Origin of the sequence: Pseudoalteromonas sp. US3C1004 (assembly GCF_048401065.1) — a bacterium.
Lineage (GTDB): Bacteria > Pseudomonadota > Gammaproteobacteria > Enterobacterales > Alteromonadaceae > Pseudoalteromonas > Pseudoalteromonas undina.
The window spans coordinates 2,045,886-2,065,747 of record NZ_CP183073.1; the positions used below are offsets into that span (position 1 = coordinate 2,045,886).

General features: G+C 38.6%; 11 protein-coding genes. 2 read left to right on the forward strand and 9 right to left on the reverse strand.

Features of this window, described 5'->3' with window-relative positions; genetic code table 11:
- Positions 1–46 precede the first annotated feature (46 nt).
- A complete protein-coding gene (syd, locus tag ACNSN3_RS09615) occupies positions 47–586 on the reverse strand; it encodes a SecY-interacting protein (protein WP_010388242.1) in 540 nt (179 codons plus the stop codon).
- Between the two features lie 59 nt (positions 587–645).
- On the opposite strand from syd, the gene queF reads away from it, so the two are divergent.
- Positions 646–1,491, forward strand: coding sequence for an NADPH-dependent 7-cyano-7-deazaguanine reductase QueF (gene queF / locus ACNSN3_RS09620; protein ID WP_055012787.1), 846 nt, complete (start codon positions 646–648; stop codon positions 1,489–1,491).
- A 33-nt stretch (positions 1,492–1,524) separates the two neighbouring features.
- On the opposite strand, the gene ACNSN3_RS09625 is transcribed toward queF, so the two are convergent.
- Genes ACNSN3_RS09625 through ACNSN3_RS09635 form a run of 3 tightly spaced genes read right to left on the reverse strand, consistent with a single transcriptional unit; the run spans position 1,525 to position 7,843 of the window.
- Positions 1,525–2,406 (reverse strand): peptidylprolyl isomerase, encoded by an 882-nt coding sequence (locus ACNSN3_RS09625; RefSeq protein ID WP_418607164.1) that lies wholly within the window; start codon positions 2,404–2,406, stop codon positions 1,525–1,527.
- A 38-nt stretch (positions 2,407–2,444) separates the two neighbouring features.
- The gene (locus ACNSN3_RS09630; protein WP_418607165.1) at positions 2,445–6,116 is read right to left on the reverse strand and encodes a translocation/assembly module TamB domain-containing protein; all 3,672 of its coding nucleotides are present in this window, start codon (positions 6,114–6,116) and stop codon (positions 2,445–2,447) included.
- A complete protein-coding gene (locus tag ACNSN3_RS09635; RefSeq protein WP_418607167.1) occupies positions 6,116–7,843 on the reverse strand; it encodes an autotransporter assembly complex protein TamA in 1,728 nt (575 codons plus the stop codon). Before ACNSN3_RS09635 ends, ACNSN3_RS09630 begins: the two co-directional genes overlap by 1 nt.
- 228 nt (positions 7,844–8,071) lie before the next feature.
- On the opposite strand from ACNSN3_RS09635, the gene ACNSN3_RS09640 reads away from it, so the two are divergent.
- Entirely contained in the window at positions 8,072–8,404 is a 333-nt protein-coding gene (locus ACNSN3_RS09640) for a ribonuclease E inhibitor RraB (RefSeq protein WP_010388233.1), read from the forward strand.
- 36 nt (positions 8,405–8,440) lie between these two features.
- On the opposite strand, the gene ACNSN3_RS09645 is transcribed toward ACNSN3_RS09640, so the two are convergent.
- From ACNSN3_RS09645 to ACNSN3_RS09665, 5 genes are all read right to left on the reverse strand, one after another.
- Complete coding sequence (locus tag ACNSN3_RS09645; RefSeq protein WP_418607169.1) at positions 8,441–10,192, reverse strand: DEAD/DEAH box helicase; 1,752 nt, start codon at positions 10,190–10,192, stop codon at positions 8,441–8,443.
- A gap of 252 nt (positions 10,193–10,444) precedes the next feature.
- The gene (locus ACNSN3_RS09650) at positions 10,445–13,333 is read right to left on the reverse strand and encodes a TonB-dependent receptor domain-containing protein (protein ID WP_054202437.1); all 2,889 of its coding nucleotides are present in this window, start codon (positions 13,331–13,333) and stop codon (positions 10,445–10,447) included.
- A gap of 242 nt (positions 13,334–13,575) precedes the next feature.
- On the reverse strand, positions 13,576–14,271 hold the full coding sequence (locus tag ACNSN3_RS09655) for a 2OG-Fe(II) oxygenase (RefSeq protein ID WP_418607172.1): 696 nt from the start codon (positions 14,269–14,271) through the stop codon (positions 13,576–13,578).
- Positions 14,272–14,337: 66 nt separating this feature from the next.
- A complete protein-coding gene (locus ACNSN3_RS09660) occupies positions 14,338–17,109 on the reverse strand; it encodes a TonB-dependent receptor plug domain-containing protein (RefSeq protein ID WP_418607174.1) in 2,772 nt (923 codons plus the stop codon).
- Between the two features lie 401 nt (positions 17,110–17,510).
- The gene (locus tag ACNSN3_RS09665; RefSeq protein ID WP_418607176.1) at positions 17,511–19,859 is read right to left on the reverse strand and encodes a DNA polymerase II; all 2,349 of its coding nucleotides are present in this window, start codon (positions 19,857–19,859) and stop codon (positions 17,511–17,513) included.
- Positions 19,860–19,862 lie beyond the last annotated feature (3 nt).

Sequence of the window (19,862 nt, forward strand, 5' to 3'; positions counted from 1 at the left end):
TTAAGGTGCTATGTCTAAAACATCACACCTTAAAATTACCTTATAATTATACTGCCAACGACGCTATAAATTCACTGAGGTTTTTGGCGAGTACATGATGTGGCTTTTTACCTACATACTCTAGGCACACCTCACCTGTTTCCACTAATACCGTAACAAGTAAATCATCTTGATCAGTTAAACCAATAAAAACACTTGGCGCTTGCTTTAGCTTTCGCTTCATTAAAACATGACCCGTGATATTTTGTTGCAGTAAGTCAAAGTCATCCTCATTCCACGCTTGTAATAATTCTACTTGATGGCCATCAACGCTGGCTAAAATACTGCCAGCAAACATGTGGCCATAAAACTGGCTAAGTTCATCAGGAAATTCAAGCTCTAATGCGTTAGCGAGATCAGCCAAAGAACCTGCAGGCTCTCTCACTATCGCTTGCCATTGAATCATACCGTGCTCATCGGCTGTGCCTATTTCACAAGGGCTTGGCCATTGCTCATCGTGGGCGATGAGTGGCTGCTTTTGTGTATTTTTGATGGTTTTTTCACTAAAGCGTTGGTGAAGTTGGGCTAATTGCATTGCAACAGACATACTGTGAAACTCATTTAATTTAGATATAATGTCCCTATTGTAACTATTTAAGAGCAAACATGACAGATTACAGCAATTCTCCCGATCTTAAAGGCAGCGTACTTGGTCAATCTACTGAGTATGTAGATCAATACACGCCCAGCTTGCTTTTTCCTATTGCTCGCAAGCTTAATCGCGACGCGTTGAGTATTGATGAAGCCGCATTACCATTCAAAGGCCAAGATATTTGGACCGGTTACGAACTATCTTGGTTAAATACCAAAGGCAAACCACAAGTTGCGGTGGCTATATTTACTTTCGAATGTCAAAGTAGTCACATTATAGAGTCAAAGTCGTTTAAGCTTTATCTGAACAGCTTTAACCAAAGTCGCTTTGGAAGTATTGACATTGTTAAGCAACATTTAATTGACGACTTATCAAATGCGGTAAACAGCCCGGTAAAGGTAACCTTATACAGCGCTGATGATTATAATTGTATTCCTTGCACACCGCTTCCTGGTGAGTGTATTGATGAGTTAGATATTGAAATAGATAACTACCATATTGACGCACATTCTTTAAAGTCACAAAGCGATAAAGTGGTTAGCGAAACCTTGCATAGCCACTTACTTAAATCAAACTGTTTAATTACTTCACAGCCGGATTGGGCCAGCATTATTATTCGTTATACTGGTGAGCAAGTTTGTCGTGAGTCATTATTACGCTATTTAATTTCGTTTAGGACCCATAATGAGTTCCATGAGCAATGTGTAGAGCGTATTTACAGCGACTTAACCACTCAATTGAATATTAAAGAGCTTGAAGTTTACGCGCGCTATACGCGTCGTGGCGGCCTTGATATTAATCCATATCGCTCAACGCATCATAACGATACCCCTTTTGCGGTAAAAATAAACCGTCAATAAGCTAAACAAAAAAGGAGCCTGAGGCTCCTTTTTTTAATCGTTAAGTTGCTTAGTTGGTACAGGCATTCCACACACATCAATGTAATTATGGCTATACGCAAACCATTCCTCACTACGACTACCTCGTGCTGAAATTAACTGTTTAAATGCATCTGAGTCTGTTTTCATTACTTTAAATCGGCTGTGATCGCTGCTAACGTCGGCTAATACTTGTAAATCTGTAATAGGATTAAACTCGCTACCACCTTTAGGTGTGCGCGCTAGCTGATGAAAATGTGCCATACCTGTAAGTACTCGCCCAAATACGGTGATATTTTTGTCTAAATAACGTGGACCTTGCCCTATGGTGACAAAAAATTCCGTGCTGGCACTATTAATATCGTTGCCGCGCGCCATTGCAAATACACCATGGCAATGAATTTGCCATGTTTGATCACGTGTTTCATTTTGAGCTACCGCAAAACCATTTAAAAACCCGGTTATTGGTGCATAACCATCTCCACCCATTTCAGTGATCATAAGCGGCTTATTGGTGGTTAAATAAAACTCGGCAGGTACTGTGCTATTTTTGGTTTTAGTTAACTTTTTACCCGTGCTATCACCACCTTGAGCAACAAACCCTTCCACAAAACGATAAATATGAGTGCCCTGATAAAAGCCCTGTCGTGCCAATTTTTTAATATTAGCACTGTGTTTTGGCGCAAGCGCTGGATTGAGCTCAATATACGCAGCACCGGAAGGTAGGGTTAGTTTTAAAATATTCTCAGGATCTACCCATCGCCATTGCTCATCTGTTGTAGCAGCAATAATCTCACTACTGGTTAGGCTTTTAACTGGCGTTGATGGCAAAGTGCTTTGCTGGACACATCCGCCGAGCAAAGCCGACGCTATAATAGTGATTACGAATTTTTTCATACCTTTTCCTTTTTATTATTGGTATTGGTAGATAAAGGTTAATCCCAATTGAATTTATACAGTATGTCGACATTTTGATACAGGCCACTGGTTATTTCTATATATAACTTCGACATTAGCTGATAACGCACTGCCACTTCACTGAGCGACTCAAATACCCCCACGCTATATTTAACCTGTAAACTCGGTGCTAAATAACCTGATATTTCTACCTTTGTTTGCTCGCCACTACCTTTAGAGCTTAAGCTCACATCTGACAAGCCAAACGATTCACCGACTTTAGACACTAAGCTTTCGCTTCGGCTCACTCCTTGAGAAAGTAGTAATTGAGTTAACATTGCATCCGTTGAACTGTCGCCCTCCCCTAATGGTTGACCATTCAGCAAATACGCTAGGGCTTGTGCTTGGTCCATGCCCGGCTCTGAAAATACTTTTAAATTTGGCTGCTCAACACTGCCAGTTAAAGTAACACCTGCAATAACACCATCGGCGGTATTATTTGGGTTGCGAATGGCTTTAATATTTAAATGAGGCTTATCTATTGCGCCACTAAAACCAATTTGCCCGGTTCTAATTATTAAGTCTTGACCAAATGCCAAGTAGGTTCCTTCAATTAAATTGAGCTCACCAATGGCAATAATGGGTGAGTCTTGACTCATTTTGATATCCATATCACCCACTATCTTAGACTCAAGTCCAAATGAGGCTACTCTGACATCATTTTTAACCGTTACTTTTAAATCAATATCGTAGTTAAATGGGGCTTTTTTAGTATTTTGCGTAGTTTGATCCAAAATTATTTCATCATCACTAACCTGTACAGCCCCCTCTGGCAGCTCTTCAATTTCTATTCGACCATAAGGCACTACAACATCACCTGCCAGATTAAGTGCATTGTCAGCTAAACTTATTTTTAACTCTGGTGATACTTTAAACACCACGCCTTGTTGCGCTCTTACAAAAAACTCACTGCCGACTACATTCATATTTACAGCTGGTTGTTCACCTTGCCAATCAACATTCCCCGTTAATTTTACCTGTCCGCCTTGAGGGTCATTTAAATCTCCTTCAATGGTGGCGGTAGACTTATTAAAGGCCACATTTATATTGGAGTTTTTAAGAGCAACAGGCAATTGCTCACCTTCTAGGTTGATATTCTCTATGTTTAAATTTCCCTCTAACAAAGGATCTTTTAGTGTGCCTGCTAATGCAACTTGCCCACGAATGGCGCCATTAAGCTGCTCGAACGTATTTAAAAATGGCTGTATATCAGACAATAAAATTTTATCAATTTGAATATTACCGTTAAGCGTTTGCTTATTTTGAATATCATCAATATCAACTTTAGTCGTTACTTTACCCAAAACACTCGATTCTATGTTAGCTTCTATTTGGCCAACCTTAGCATCAGAAAAAGCGCTTATGTTTAGCGTTTCTATAGGTAGCTTAAATCGGTCTTCTTCGTTAATAAGTACCGCGTTAAGCCCTGATGAATTTAAATTAGCGCGGAGAGTTTTAAGTGTGCCTGCTTGCCAATTAGCAGCAAAGTCTCCCGCTATATCACCACGTGTTATTACATTCTCTGGTAACCAATGTTTTAGCTCTCGCAATGCAAGATTGGCCAGTTTTACGTTAAGCTGGCCTAATTCGCGGGTTTGATTTAATCTATCAATACATAACTTACTATTACTCGATTGCCAACAATGCGCACTCACATCAAAGTCGCCCGTTTTCGAATCTATAGTTACAGCTATATCTTTAGCATTTTCAAAGCTAAACGTTTTATCACTTACACTAATATTACTGAGTTCACCTTGCCAAATCGCGTTAGCAAGTTTGCCATTTAGTTCAAACGAGGCAGCCCCAGCATCAGCATCAATAGATGCACTCAGTTGATGATCGGTTTTATCACCACTGCCGACTATTTCCACTTTATTAATTTGATGATGCATAACACGCGCTGAATCAAGACTAACGCTGATATCTGTTTGCCAATCGGTAGCGGTGTCTAACTGTGCTTTTAACGCCAACTTATTAATATTAATTTCGTCATAAATAAACTGCTCTAGCTTTAACACTAAATCAACTGCAGGCGTCAACCGCTCGCCTCTTATACTTAAATCGGCTTTACCATTAGCAATAAACGGAAGCTTTGCATCATCATTACTTTGCAGCGCAATAGCCCCATTAATCTGCCATTGCTGATCAACTTCGCCTGTTAAGGTTAACCTGTTTGTGCCGCTGCTAAGGTTAAATTTATTTACAGTGGCTTTAAGTTCATCATTTAAGTTAAATTGAGCAGCAAAATTAAGCGGTACATCATTTAGTAACCCGCTTAATTGGGTGTCATCCATACTTAATTTCCAGCTATTTGAACTGGTAACAAATGCCCCTTTAAACTGCCCTGAAATATCACTGGTAAGTGTGTCAGTGAGGTATTGCGCTTTTAAACTCGATAGCGCGCCGCTAAAGTTAGCACTAACCCCATTTTGCCAGTCGATATTCGCTTGGATAGTAGCTTGGCTCTCATTCGCTTTAAGGGCTAAATTTTTTAAGTTTGCTTCGCTCAGTGAGCCATCAATTTGACTGTTAAAATTCACAGTTGGATAAGCACCTAACTGACTATTACCAAATAACGATAACTGATAATCGTTAGCATTGCCTTGCGCGGTTAATTTTACGTCGGTTACCTTTAACTCTTTACTTGCTGTTTCGATAATCCACTGCTCTAAACCGCCATTAACACTAAATGGATAATTTGGTTTTTTAAGATTAGCCGTAGCAGTTAGTTCAAAAGGAAATGATTCACTGCTTTTTATATCTACATTGAGCTTTTCTAAGTCTCCGCCTATTTGCATATTGGCATCATAACCATGCCCTTTTAGACTGATATCGCCATTAATTGGTAAGCGGCCTTTAAGCTTTGCGTTAAGTGCAGTATTAAGCTGCCACTGCTGATAATTTGCAGACAATGAAGCAACGTTAATCTCAGAACCTATTAGCTTCATTTGTAGCGCAATATTATTTACCACATTTTGCTGTGCATTCTGCTCTACCGTGAACTGCGCAATATTAAACTGTTCTAGGTAAATATTGAGTGGCGACATAAATGCGATATTAGGTAATGCAGGTAACTCAGTAATTGGGGTAGAACTGGCTGTATTTTCTCCAGGCTGCTCTTTTAACGCGATTAAAACACTCGGAATATTCACGTTTTTAATTTGAATATCAGCACCTTGTGCCTTTGCAGCAATCTCCACATTATTAACAACTACGTTTGCACTTGTGTGACTTAACACAAACTCAGTGACCGCTAAACGCTTAAGTGCAATATTAAATGGCAAACTGATTTGTTCCAACGGTTCGTTAGATGTATCAGGAGAATTAGATGACGATGCTGGTAAGTTTAGTTTTATAGACCGGGCACTTAAGTTATCAATACACATACCATCACAGTGCCACCAAAATAAATCTAGTTTAAGCTGCTGAGCATCAAGTAATAAACCGTCACGCTCAAAGCGAAAATTAAACGCATCATTATATAAAAAACGGCCGTTATTTATTTCAATTTTTAAGCCGTCAACTAACTTATTGGCGCTATAAGCAATTAGCTGGTTACCTGGAGCTGTAAAAACAACGCAAAACAATGTCACTAATACAGCAACAACTAAGGTGCTAAGTGCTGCAGTGACTTTTTTAAATACAGACATTAAATTTCCGGCCCTATGGTAATACTTAAACGAGTGCTTTTGCTTTCTTTAGTGAGTCCCCACGCATGATCTATTCTTATTGGTCCTATAGGCGTTAAATAACGAAAACCAAACCCTGCACCTATTTCAAATTGCTCAGAAAAATCATTGGTCGCCGTCCCTCCATCAACAAATAAAGCTGCTCGCCAGTTTTTGGCAAATTGGTAATTATATTCAGCAGTCGTCGCGATTAAATATTTACCGCCGATGCGATCCCCATTGTCATTTTCTGGTGAGATTGATTGATAAGCAAAGCCGCGCACACTTTGATCGCCACCAGCATAAAACCTTAATGAATATGGAACATTGTTAATATCGTCAACTAACATGGCCCCTAAGTTTGCTTTTAAAAACACAAGGTGCTTATTAAGATAAGTGCGCAACCATGCATGCTGTAATTGCACCCTAACAATATTGGTACTAGAGAGTACACTATCGAGACCAAACTCTGCCGATATAGACCACTGCTCTCCCGAATAAGGGGTGGTTCCTCCCTTCGATTGCTTTCGGGCATAACTGACACCTGGTAATAACATTTCTGTGGTGCGTTCTAGCCCGTCGCCAATCCGATAGGTTTCTTGCTCGCGCCTGATAAATGCAGTTCTTATCCATTTTTGCTCGGTGAGCCATTGCCTTTGCAGTTGTGCGGTTAAAATTTCACTGTAAATATTGTCGGCTAATTCATCTTCGAGCTTATAGCCTGCTGATAAACGCCATAAATCATCATTCGGATTATTAACAGGGATGGTATACGCCATAGAAATATCTTGTTGTTTTTTTGCAATATTAAGATTGCTTTCTAGGTAGTGTCCTTGCTCCGTGATCCATGGTTTACTCCACTTAAACCGTACCTTTGGACCTAGCTCGGTATTAAACCCGCCACCAATTTCGTAGCTATTCGCGGGCTTATGTAATACGTCCACTTTAATTGGCACTTGGCTGTTTTTTCTAGCTGAAATATCAGCGTAAACACGCACGCTTGTAAAATAAGGAGTGCTCGATAAATCTAGGTTGTAGTCAGCAATCTTAGATGCTTTATAGTGCTTACCTATTTCAAACGGAGCTAAAGAGCGAATATATTTTTCTGCTGGGCTTTGATTGGTAATTAACACATCACCAAAGCGATAACGTACACCACTTTCAATGGTAAAGGTAATAATAGCGCTATGTTTTTTTAATGACACTTCAAATTTTCGGGCAGGCCATTTTGCGTCAAAGTAACCATGCTCCAACAAAACGGATTCAATTTTTTTATAGGCTGCGCTATACATTCCATGATTTAAAATGTCGCCTTGCTTTAACTCTAAACTTTCAATAACTTGCTGAATTAATGGGTCATGTTTAGCTTCCCCGTTAATGCTAATATTAAGCGTCTCAATACGGGTTGCGGAGCCGCGTTCAATAGTCGCAACAAGCTCACGCTCACCTTTATTAAAATCGATAGTCACATTTGAACTGTAATAACCTAATGCCTTTAAGCTATCTTCAACTTGCGATTTAGCGTAACGACGCAGTGAGCGCGTTGGTTTTTCACCCACTAAAGGTTTTAAATAAAGAGCAACGTTGTTTTCTAACTCTCCACTAATTCCTTTTATTTCATAATCTTCAATTATATTGTCAGCTGCAATAGCGAAAAAGCTCAAAAATAAGCAAAAACAAATAACGGATTTTAAAAACTGATTGAACAAGTAATCATCCTTACTATGTACCCATAAAAAACAACAAATTAACGACACAATAATAGCATAGCGATAATGAGCCTAACATTAACTTAATCATTATCAGCGTCTAAAATATTAGCAGGCTCTATGCGAATCTTTTAAACCGCTTTGAGCTTAACTAAAAATTCTTGCGCTTTAATGATTTATTTTGGTTACAATAGTGCTAATGAATAAACACTAATTTATGAGTTTTAAATGCAATTTCCTGATGATGATAATGGCCAGCTTCTTGCTGAAATTTCCGCCGCCGGTGTAGATTTAAGTAAAATGCAACAAATTGATTTTTATATTTTATTTGAACAACAGGCTGATGCCGAAAAATTTGCAACTGAGATTGTAAACGATGCATTAGTGCAAACTGCTGATGTTGAGAAATGTAAAGATACCGGTGTTTGGGAGGTAATAGCCCATGTACAAATGGTTCCAGAGCATGCACTTTTAGGCCAAGCAGAACAATATATTGAAAGTATCGCTAATAGCTTAAATGGTTATGGCGATGGTTGGGGATTAGACGCAGAAGAAGTATAACCCTAATTTCATGATGAATGAGATATCCAGCTTAGCCTATCGGCTTAGCTGGTTTGCTTTTCTAAAGCTGCCTTTATAATCAAAAAGTTTATCTGCTACTTTCCAGCCATACTTTTTACTTTTTCGAGCAATCACAAAATCCGGTGGTATTAAATCAAACTGGGCTTTTATAACTTGATCTGCACTGATAAATTCAATTGGTGACTGTCCCTGCCCTACACGCTTACCAAATTGCTTATTAAAATAATACTGTGATCCTTTGTTTGCTAAATCAAAAACTTCATCACAACTGGCTCCGTCTTCATCAAAATAAGTAACTTTTAACAATTGCTCTTTAAGTTTAGTCACACTCAAGCCACTACAACGAAGTACTAATGCATCTTTAAGGTTTAACGCATTACGAAGCTTATCATCAGGATCGGCCATCACAGCACCACAGTTATGGCATTTTCGAGCAGCAATATCATTTTGTGCGCCGCACTGCTCACACTCTTTAAAACGAAAACGATAATCGCATTGCTCGCTTACCCCATTATCGTCTTCTAATAAGCCTTGGCAACGCCTACCAAAGTGCTCAACTACTTTGCCATCAGCCTCTGTTTTACCCCAAAATATATTGGCAAAGCCACACCCAGGACACAGCACTTGCACGGGTTCATTATCGCTATCGCCTTTTTTATCACCAACCTCAGGGTAGAACAAGTCAAAGCCATTACCCGCATAGTCAATCACTAAACAATCATCTTTACCCTCAGCCAACCTTAAGCCTCTCCCAACAATTTGCTGGTATAAACTTACCGACTCAGTGGGGCGTAAAATAGCTATAAAATCAACATGGGGGGCATCAAATCCGGTAGTAAGAACCGATATATTCACTAAATACTTTAATTTTTTAGCTTTAAATTGTTTAATTATTTTATCGCGTTCGCTATTGGGAGTATCTCCGGTGATCAGCGCACTTTGATCCTCGGGTAAATAAGTCATTATCTCTTGTGCATGCATAACCGTTGCGGCAAATATCATCACGCCATGACGCTTCTCACTATATTGAATAACCTGCTGCAGAATTGTTTGAGTTGCACGGGTCGATTTTTTTAACAGCGCATTCATATCCTCATTACTATACTGCCCAAATGCATTGCTAGTTAAAGATGAAAAGTCATAATGGCTAATTGCAGCATCAACCTCTTTAGGGGGAGTTAAGTAGTTATGCTTGATCATATAACGCAAAGGTAATTCAAAAATACAGCGTTTGAATGGGCTTTCCTTATTACCACGCACAAAGCCATGGTAATGATGCTGATAAATCCAGCCTAGCCCTAGTCGGTAAGGCGTCGCGGTTAAACCTAATACTTTTAATTCAGGGTTGTGAGATTTAAGTGCATTAATAACTTTTCCGTATTGGCTTTTCTTTTCGCCATTTACTCTGTGACACTCATCAATAATAAGTAATGAGTAGTGCTCATTAAGTTTATTTAGATTGCGCGATAACGACTGCACACTGGCAAAGGTAACTTGGTGAGTTAACGACTTCTCTTTGAGACCTGCGGAAAATATACTCGCCTCAAGACCAAAGCTTTTATACTTTTGAGCATTTTGCTCAACTAATTCTTTTACGTGCGCCAACACCAATATTTTTTGTTTAGCAATACGCGCAAGCTCAGCTATGACTAAACTTTTACCCGCACCTGTAGGCAGCACAATGACAGCAGGATCATTGGTTTTTCTAAAGTGTAAAACGGTGCGTTCAACCGCCTCTTGCTGATAGGGTCTAAGGGTGTAGGTCATCAAAGGTAAGAATTCTTAATCTAATTAATGGTTATGTTTTAGGAAGACAGCTTTATTTCACATTTGTTTAAATAATTTATATTCATAAACTAATATTCAAACTGTTTATAAATTTAGAGAACTATATTATGTATAAATATAAAAAAATACCCTTAATCAAAATGATTAAGGGTATTTAATTACATACTTAACTTATCTGCAATTCTAAGAAACTCTATTAGTATAAAAATATTATATTAATAGGTAATAGCTTTAAAATTTGTAAGTAGCTTGTAGGTAGGCAAATCGACCAATATTATCGTAAATCGCTGAGCCTGCACCTGTGCCAGTCGTACTTCCTGGTAAGCCACGATTGAATAAGTTATCAACACCTAACTTAAAGCCAACACCACTGTCAAAGTTATAAGCGACTGAAGCATCAGTTATAAAATATGAACCGTAACGCATTTCATTTGACGGGTTAGGGTTTGCTTCTATTTGTGTAGGATTGTATAACTCAACACCGTTAATAAAGCGTGTGCTAAAATCTACAACCAGGTTTTCATAAGTATAATCAACAGAAATACTACCCTGCCATGTTTCATTACCTAATACACCTTCATAGTCTGTGTAATTTTCAGGCTCAGCTGAGAAAGGATAATCCTTTGCTTCAATCAAATAAGTACCAATAAAGCTAGTACCAAAACTACCACCTAGAGCATCAAAATCATAACCCACCTCAAAATCTACACCAGAATTAAGACTGCGTGCGATATTAAGTGCAAAACCTTTTAATAAGGTAATTTCACTTGTATTTGGATCACGAGTTATAAGACCACAGAATTGATTGTCAATACCAGTTGGTGAATCTACACAACGGTCTATGATAGTTTGAAACCCAATACCACTAATTGTGTCATCAATATCAATTTCCCAGTAATCGGCTGTTACACTAAAGCCTTCTAACCATTCTGGCTGGTAAACAATACCTGCCGTAATTGATCTAGATTCTTCTGGCTGTAGGTCTGGATTACCACCAACTAAAGTCTCAAGCGTTGCGCTATCATAACTTGAGTCAAAATCAGCAGGTACACCAAGCGCTGCACAGTTAGCTGCACGAATAGCTCGGCCTGCATCACTCAACTGATCAAGCTCAGATACTTTACATTTATCATCTACATTGGCAAATGACTGACTTTGTCCAGAAAAGAGTTCATCAATGTTTGGCGCACGCATCGCTTCAGATACTGTAAAACGAGCACGTAATTCAGGCGTAATAGTCCAATCTAAGCCTAATTTCCAGCTTGTAGCATCACCTATAGTTGAATAATCAGCATAACGTACAGCTGTGTCAAACACTAAAGTATCGATTAAGAATACATCTTCAATTAATGGTACTGATAGTTCAAAAAACGCTTCTGTTACATCATAACCACCATCCGTTTCACCAAGTGCATTAAAGAATGTAGCCCCTGTTTTAGCAAAAGCATCTTCAATCGTCACACTTGTTTCATCACGGTACTCAACACCACCAGCAAAACCAACCATACCCGCTGGTAGTTCATAAATTGCCGAATTACTAAATGTTGCATTGAATACAGTTTGCTTGATTTCTGATGTACCAATTGATGTTGTTGTCACATAGTCAATTGCTTCTTGGCTAATTGCGCCGTCACCCATTATATTTGCTGCAACACAACCATCTGCACGAGCAGTTTCACTACGACAAACGATATTGCCACTGTCATCAAACACAGCATCAATAGCGTTAGCATAATTAGCCAAAATAACATTTGCGCCATTAATACGTTCTATCTCTGACTTACCATGAACTAAAGAGATATCCATAGACCAGTCATCAGTAATATAGCCTTGGATACCTGCTACAAACCGAGTTGTTTCACGAGTATTTTCTTCTAAACGGCGACCAACATCGTTGTACATTTTGTTTACACCGATCATTGATAGCCCTTCTTCATCCATCAATGCTGCAGTGTCAGCTGATAAAAATGCATTATCTCGCTGTATCATATTTGCGCCACTAAAGAAGCGGAAGAAAGGTTGGCCTATATTTTCACCTTCTGTTTTAGAATATTTAGCTTGAAAATATGCGTTTAATTCATCTGTTACGTCATAATTCGTTTTAAAGTTAAAATTAACGCGATCAAACTTAGGTTGTATTTCTGAATATTGGCGTAAGTTAATGAAATCACAACCAGCGCTTCCACAGAATTGGCCATCATCAATAGCACCTGTATAAACATCGTTTAATGAGCTATCACCATTAAATTTACCTAAAATACCACCTGTATTTGGATTCCAAACAGTTCCTTGATTTGAAATTAAATAATAACCAGCATTAGGGACTACGATTTTATCTGGATAAGCTTCGCTATCAATTTGACCTTCTGGGCGAGATTGACCTGTCACAACATCATATGGCATGGATGCATACGATGTTGCAGTCCAAGGGTTGTCTAAAGCATTCAATGAGTTTTGTGTATTATATTCTACAGAGAATGCAGCATTACCACGCCCTTCAGCAAAATCTTTACCGTAAGAAAAAGTATATTTTTCATTTTGATAAGAACTATTATCTGCAAAACCTTTCGTTGCAGATACATTAAAACCAGTAATATCTTTCTTTAATATGAAGTTAACTACACCCGTTACCGCATCGGCACCATATACCGCAGACGCACCACCAGTAATAATCTCAACTTTTTCAATCCAAGAGCTTGGAATGGTATTCGTATCAACAGAAGATGTTCCTGGGGCACTAGAAACATGACGTTTACCGTCAACTAATACTAATGTACGTTCACTGCCCATACCACGTAAATCTAATAAACTGATACCAGCAGTACCGATAAAACGGCCTGAGTTTGCAAGTGAATAGGTAGTTGCTAAGGCTGGTAGTTTGTTTAGTACTTCACCGATATTCAAAGCACCAGTGCTAACTAAGTCTTCGCCCGTAATTACAGTTACTGGTGATGGTGAAATAGCGCCTTCACGTAATATACGTGAACCTGTTACTTCAATGCGTTCTACTTTTTCAGCATTTTCTTCTGCAGCAAATGAACTTGCTGAGAAAGCAGCTGTAGAAGCTGCACCAAAAGCGATCGCTAAACGAACAGCTTTTGAAACTTTATTGTTCAACATGTGATTCTCCCTGAGATATTTTTATATTTTTTATTTAACAAAGCGATATTCATATTGCTAATGAAAACGCAAGTCATGTAGCATACTAAACTAGACAAACAAAAAAGCAACATTTACATAACAAAAAAACAAAGCTGTTAGCATCATGGGTGTTCAAGCAGAAAATCATCTCAAGTTAGGAATTTACAACCCTCAAACTAAATAGCTTAACTATAAAGATTAAAACTCTAGGATAATCTTTATTATTGTAAGTTAAACCAGCCAGTAATTGAGTATCTTGCAGCACGAGCAAATGGAGTTACATAAGAAACAGAATGTGGTAATTGCACATCAAAAAGGGATAAAACATTACTTTTGGGCATAAACGTCTCTGTCAGCTTTCCATCCATTTCATAAAAATGTAACAAACCACCCCAGTCTGGGTGCCACTGTGGTGTAAAACCAAATACAAAAGCAATTGCTCTTTGTTTTGTAGGCAATACATCATTATGTCGTGTCAAAAAGTTTCCTGGCACATAACGTGTTAATTGCACACTTGCACTTTTTAAACCCTTTACACCTGTAACATCAGTAATCAATTTTAAAACTTCTTGGCTATTAAGATAAGTAAATAGCTCCTTTAATAACTCATCTTTTTCATTTTGAGTTATTTCATATCGCCCATAAAAAAAGCCAATCCCTTTACTCGCATTTTCATAAATAGTCTGCTGAAGCGCTCTCATTTTAACGGGAGACATATTTTTTAATTCATCATCTGAAGATTGAATGTATTCGCCATTTAAAGAATATGCATTCAAATAAGGAATATTATGTTTTAATTTTTCTGTAATTTGAGATAACCCATCAAACTCTAAAACACTATCAATCATAATTCTCTTATTTTTAGAGTATTCCCTATGTAAATTAACTACATCAATATTTTTGTTTAGTTGAATCATAAATATTCCAGAAATAAAAAAGCCACTAAAAAGTGGCTTTTGAATAAAGTTTAAGTCTCTAAGTTATTAGAACTTAACTGTAGCTCGTACGTATACAAAGCGATCCATATTAACGTCGTACTCTGTAACAGAGAAGTTGTTAGTCGAGATTGCAAAGTCATTGTTAGTGTATTCACGAGAAGGTTCTTTCGCGAATAAGTTCTCAATACCTACACTAATTTTAGTGTTGTAAGCGTCTAGCGCATAACCTACAGATACATCATGTACGAAGTAAGAACCAATGTAATCAGCCATACCTGGGTAATTTTCTGCGCCGTACAATACGTCATAGTTGTTTTGCATACGGTCAACATAACGTGTTTGCCAATGCGCATCAAAGTCACCTTGAGACCAATCTAAAGCAAACGTGCCTTTATACTCTGGGTAACCTGCATCACCAAATTGAATACCAACTTGGTCATCACCATCAAACTCGTTTGTCATTACATAAGACAAATCAAGAGATGTTCTGAAGCTACCGTACTCAGTATCAAACTTGTAAGCTGTATAGAAATCTATACCTTCTACATTATAGGTACCTGCATTTTGTAAGAAGTTACGTAAATCAACGATATTACCGTTAGCGTCACGGTCAATGTAATCACAAGAAGATGCATTACTTCCTGAAGTACACTCGTTTAATATACGGTTAGAACCGTAACGACCAATTGAGTTTTCAACTTCGATATCGTAGTAATCGATTGTGAATTCTAAACCATCAACATAGCTTGGGTTATAAACAATACCAAACGTTTTAGATTCAGACTCTTCTGGTTGTAAATCTGGAGAAGAAACACGAGTTTCACGGATTTGCGTATTAGCTTGTGAGTAACCATTTGGTACACCAGCACAACCTGGTAGGCTTGGAACAACACCTTCTACAGAGTTACACGGATCTGTTAACGTAGGGTATGCATCTGCATTACCTGCGTATAAATCAGAGATTGAAGGAGCTCGGTAACCTTCAGCCCAAGTACCACGAAGAAGTAAATCATCCATTGGACGGTATTCAACACCAACTTTAGCAGTAGAGTTGCTACCGTATGCGCTGTGGTCAGAGAATCTAATTGCTGGTGCAATAGTTAAACCATCAAACACTGGAATTGAAAGCTCTACATAAGCTTCATCTAAGCGGAAACCACCTGAAGTAGCATCACGTTGGTTACCTGAAGTTTCACCACTTTGAGTTAATGGATCCGGCGTATCATAACCTGACTCTTCACGACGTTCAAAGCCAACAGCCATACCTACAACACCTGCAGGTAATTCAAACGCATCACCAGCAAAGTTTACTGTGTAATCTTTAAGTTCTAGACCTTCACGAGAAACACTGTCAAACGTTACAAAGTCAACCATATCTTGTGTAATTGCACCAGCTCCACCAAATAGGTTAAGCGGTACACAAGAAGTAGATGCATTACAGTTGTCACCTAATGCTTGGTTCACACGAGTTAAGTTAAGTAGACCTGTTGTTAAAACGTCTTGGCTATTTTTACCATAAATGTAAGAAGCGTCCCACACCCAAGATGTATCACCAATACCGCCCTCTAAACCAACCATCGCACGGTAAGTTGTATCGTTTTGTCTGTAAATACGGTTACCCGCTTCTACAAAACGGCGTTGACCAGCAAATGGGATATAACCCTCTACACCTGAGCGAGAAGCATCACCGTACAATGTTTCACCAAATGGGTTGTAGATGTTATTTTCGTGGATGTCTACTCGGCTAGCTGCAGAACCAAAAGATGCACCAATTGTTAATGGCATCGCGGCAAGTAGCTGAGAAGATTTACGGTTTGTCATCATGAAATCTGATACAAAACGAACATCATCACTTAAGTCATAAAAAGCTTGCACATAAAAACTGTTACGCTCTTGTGGCGTTGCAAGGTAGTTTTCAGGCGCGTAGTTATAAACATCACCAGCTCGGTCACGGAATGAATCTAAACCTACTGCAGAACCTGCACCATTAGGAACTAAATCAAAACCAGCGTTTGACTTACCAGCGTTGTTTTCAGTATAACCTTGAGCAAGTAAACTATCACGAAGATCAGGGCTGATTGCACTTGAAGTAAGGCGTAAACGACCTTTTTCAGTTGTAGTACTATTACCCATAGAAGAAATATCGCGATCACCTGCCCAAATTTCTTGTTGAGTTACATGGCTAGCATTAAACATTAAGCCACCGCGGTCTGAAGTAGTACCAACAGTGATATCTGCAGAATACTGACGACCATCGTTGTACTTTAAGTTTTCACCACCGTATACAGAAACCTCAACACCTTCAAAATCTTTACGAGTGATGATATTTACAACACCGGCAATAGCATCAGAACCGTATATAGCAGAAGCGCCGTCTTTAACAACTTCAACACGTTCAATCGCTGACGATGGGATTGTGTTTAAATCAACTGTAGAACCTAAAGATGAAACCCAACGCTTACCATTTACTAATACAAGAAGACGCTGTGCGCCTAAGTTACGTAAATCCATGTTTGTTGCGCCAGTACCACCGTTATTAAAGGCAGTATTAAGTGCAGCACCTGCAGCTGGAATTTGTTGAAGAATGTCACCGATGCTTAATTGACCACTAACATTTAAGTCATCACGGCTAAGAACTAAAACTGGGCTCGCACTTTCTAAATCAGTACGCTTGATACGTGAACCTGTAACCTGAATACGTTCAACTTTTTCTGCGCCTTCTTCTGCAGCAATTGAGCTTGCTGAAAAAGCAGCAGTAGAAGCTGCACCAAAAGCGATCGCTAAACGAACTGCTTTTGAAACTTTGTTATTTAACATTTGATTCTCCCTAGAATACTATTTGTTTTTTATTTTTGACCACTTTTGTTAATTAAATTGTGATCATGCTCCAGATGATAATACTTTGATCACAACGCGGTCAACATTAAATTAACTTTAAAAACACTTTAAGTGACTTCTCGTTATCATTTTTACGTTTATTTAGCTCGCTTTTTAAGCATTTTTTTGGATTTAATTTAGAAACAACCTTAATAAAGAGACTATGACATTGATTTATAAGAACATTATTTATTCCTGTTAGGTTTTTATTTTGTAGTGTTCTCAAGCAAATTTGTAAACAGGATCACTAATGTTAACTTTAAATTTTACAATTTTTATGCGAAATAGGAACTTAAAATGGAAAAACAACCTATAAAACACCTCTTTTTTTCATAGCCAAGTTAAAATAATGTAGCTTGAGTAGATTCAGATGTTGTGTTTAATGCGCTTAATATCATTTGCGCAACAGGGTCGAGTTGCCTTTGAATGTACAGCGGGTAATTAAGGGGGTTTTTACCGGTATAAAGCTCAGCGCCGGATACTGCATAAACATATTCGATTACTTGCCCGCGTTTTATTTCAAACTCAGGATGGCTCGCTTTGTGTTTTTTAACTGCTTGAACATGAGGTGGGATATTTTTAATATAATCGCTCAGGTGCTGCCCTAAACGCTTTCTATAAACGAGCTTGTGGTCAAAGTCACCGCTGTATAATTTTTGCGTGAAGCTGTTTATTATCTTGTGCAGTTGCTGTATTTCGAAGTGACTAGAGAAAAGTGTTTCAAACAACTGTATTTGAAACTCCTGTGCAAACTCAGTCCAATCACTGCGAACGGTTTCCATACCTTTAAAGACCAACTTTTTTTCATTTTTTTTGGTTACTTGACCAACATAACGTTTTTTAGAACCTGTTTTTTTACCTCGTATAGTTGGCATAAAAAACGGACTGTAATGGGTTTCAAATTCAATTTCCAAATAGCTTTTTAAGTCATAACGCTGCTTTAATTCTACTTGCCACTTTTCGTTGATATGTCGAACAAGTTGGCAGCCAATCTCGTTGCATTGCTCAGGACTTTTATCTTCACAAAGTTTTACAAACGTAGAGTCGGTATCACCATAAATCACCTCAAAGCCTTGCGCTTCTATCCATTTACGGGTTGTTTGCATTATTTCATGGCCACGTAAAGTGATAGAGCTCGACAAGCGCGGGTCGTAAAACCGACAGCCTTTAGAGCCGAGTACACCATATAAACTATTCATAATAATTTTGATCGCTTGCGAGAGCATGGGTTGATTAGTGTCTTTGGCTTCTTGGCGAGTTTGTGTCAGGTGCTCAATTAATTTAGGCAGGTGGTGCTGCGTTCTTGAAAATAATGCCTGATTGAATCCTTCAACTGCTTGCTCTGGCTTATTTAGCCCTGCAATTAAACCTAGCGGGTCAATACAAAACGTACGCATAATTGAAGGATATAAGCTTTTAAAATCAAGTACCAAAACGTTTTTATACAGCCCTGGAGTCGACTCCATCACATAGCCACCAGGGCTTTCAAAAGATAGCCCATGATCGCCTAAGTTGGGAGCAACATAACCACTGCGATGTAACAGCGGTAAATATAAGTTTGTAAATGCGGCAACGGAGCCACCCATGCGCTCAAGTTCGAGGCCGGTAATTTGAGTTCTGACTATGGCAAATTCAAACAGCTTTAGTTTTTCGAAAATTTGATTAACCAAAATACAATCTTGGCGGTTGTAGGCAGCAAGAGCGAGCTTGTCTTCATTAAATTGGCGTACAATTTCAGATAATCGGTTATCAGCTTTTATTAATTTAGACTCGTTAAGCACACGCTCTGCAACATTAGCTAACGAAAAGCTATCAAATCGATAAGTTGCATTTTTTAAAGTATCAATGCCATCAATGACGCATCGTCCTGGGAGTGTTAATCGGGTGTAATGACCCTTATTAATATATAGAGGTTGATTATCTCGGCCAAAACTCAGGGTAAGTCCTAATGCCTCAGCGCGTTCTTGCAATAAACTAAAATCAAAATCAATAACATTCCAACCAACAATAACATCGGGGTCATTATTTATAATGTACTGCTGCAGCTTGGTGAGTAGGTTAATTTCGTCATAGCACCAGTCTATTTCAAATGTCGAGTCGCTCTGCAGCTGCTGCTCACCTATCATCAATACACAATCTAAACCATTTCCCACCAGTGCAACACTAAATAACACCCCGTCGCCATTGCATTCTATATCCAAAGAAACAGACTTAAGCGTTGGCGTATACTCGGTGTTTGCTTTTAGCTTTGCATCACTAATTTCAATAAAGCCGTTTTGAGCTTTGGCGTTACCGGTTACCCATACACCTCCTTTAATAAAGCGCTCCATTAAAAAGCGATCACTGTGGCGCACATCGGCTTCGTAAACTGGCATTACTTGCTCTAAAAGAGCTCTTGCAGTGTATAGGCTTTTTATACCGTTAAAGTAACAGGCAACACACTCGCTACCACTAAAGTGACAAAGCTCAACATTATTAAACTGGACGTTAACACTCGCCTTAGTCAACAAGGTATTCGCTGCCTGCTGCTGTGCTAATGGGATGAAGAATACCGCTTGCTGGTTTTCAATCGTCACTTTTATCGGGCCCTGATCAGAGCTTAGCCAGTAACACAAAGTAATACCTTGTGCATTTTTAGCCCCATATTGTTGCCTTGATAAAATAAAGCCCTGATAGATTGCTTGTGTCAATGT

Bases quoted from the DNA above. Each gene is read 5' to 3' on its own strand.
- syd (WP_010388242.1), bottom strand. From the start codon at position 586: ATGTCTGTTGCAATGCAATTAGCCCAACTTCACCAACGCTTTAGTGAA.
- queF (WP_055012787.1), top strand. From the start codon at position 646: ATGACAGATTACAGCAATTCTCCCGATCTTAAAGGCAGCGTACTTGGT.
- ACNSN3_RS09625 (WP_418607164.1), bottom strand. From the start codon at position 2,406: ATGAAAAAATTCGTAATCACTATTATAGCGTCGGCTTTGCTCGGCGGA.
- ACNSN3_RS09630 (WP_418607165.1), bottom strand. From the start codon at position 6,116: ATGTCTGTATTTAAAAAAGTCACTGCAGCACTTAGCACCTTAGTTGTT.
- ACNSN3_RS09640 (WP_010388233.1), top strand. From the start codon at position 8,072: ATGCAATTTCCTGATGATGATAATGGCCAGCTTCTTGCTGAAATTTCC.
- ACNSN3_RS09645 (WP_418607169.1), bottom strand. From the start codon at position 10,192: ATGACCTACACCCTTAGACCCTATCAGCAAGAGGCGGTTGAACGCACC.
- ACNSN3_RS09650 (WP_054202437.1), bottom strand. From the start codon at position 13,333: ATGTTGAACAATAAAGTTTCAAAAGCTGTTCGTTTAGCGATCGCTTTT.
- ACNSN3_RS09655 (WP_418607172.1), bottom strand. From the start codon at position 14,271: ATGATTCAACTAAACAAAAATATTGATGTAGTTAATTTACATAGGGAA.
- ACNSN3_RS09660 (WP_418607174.1), bottom strand. From the start codon at position 17,109: ATGTTAAATAACAAAGTTTCAAAAGCAGTTCGTTTAGCGATCGCTTTT.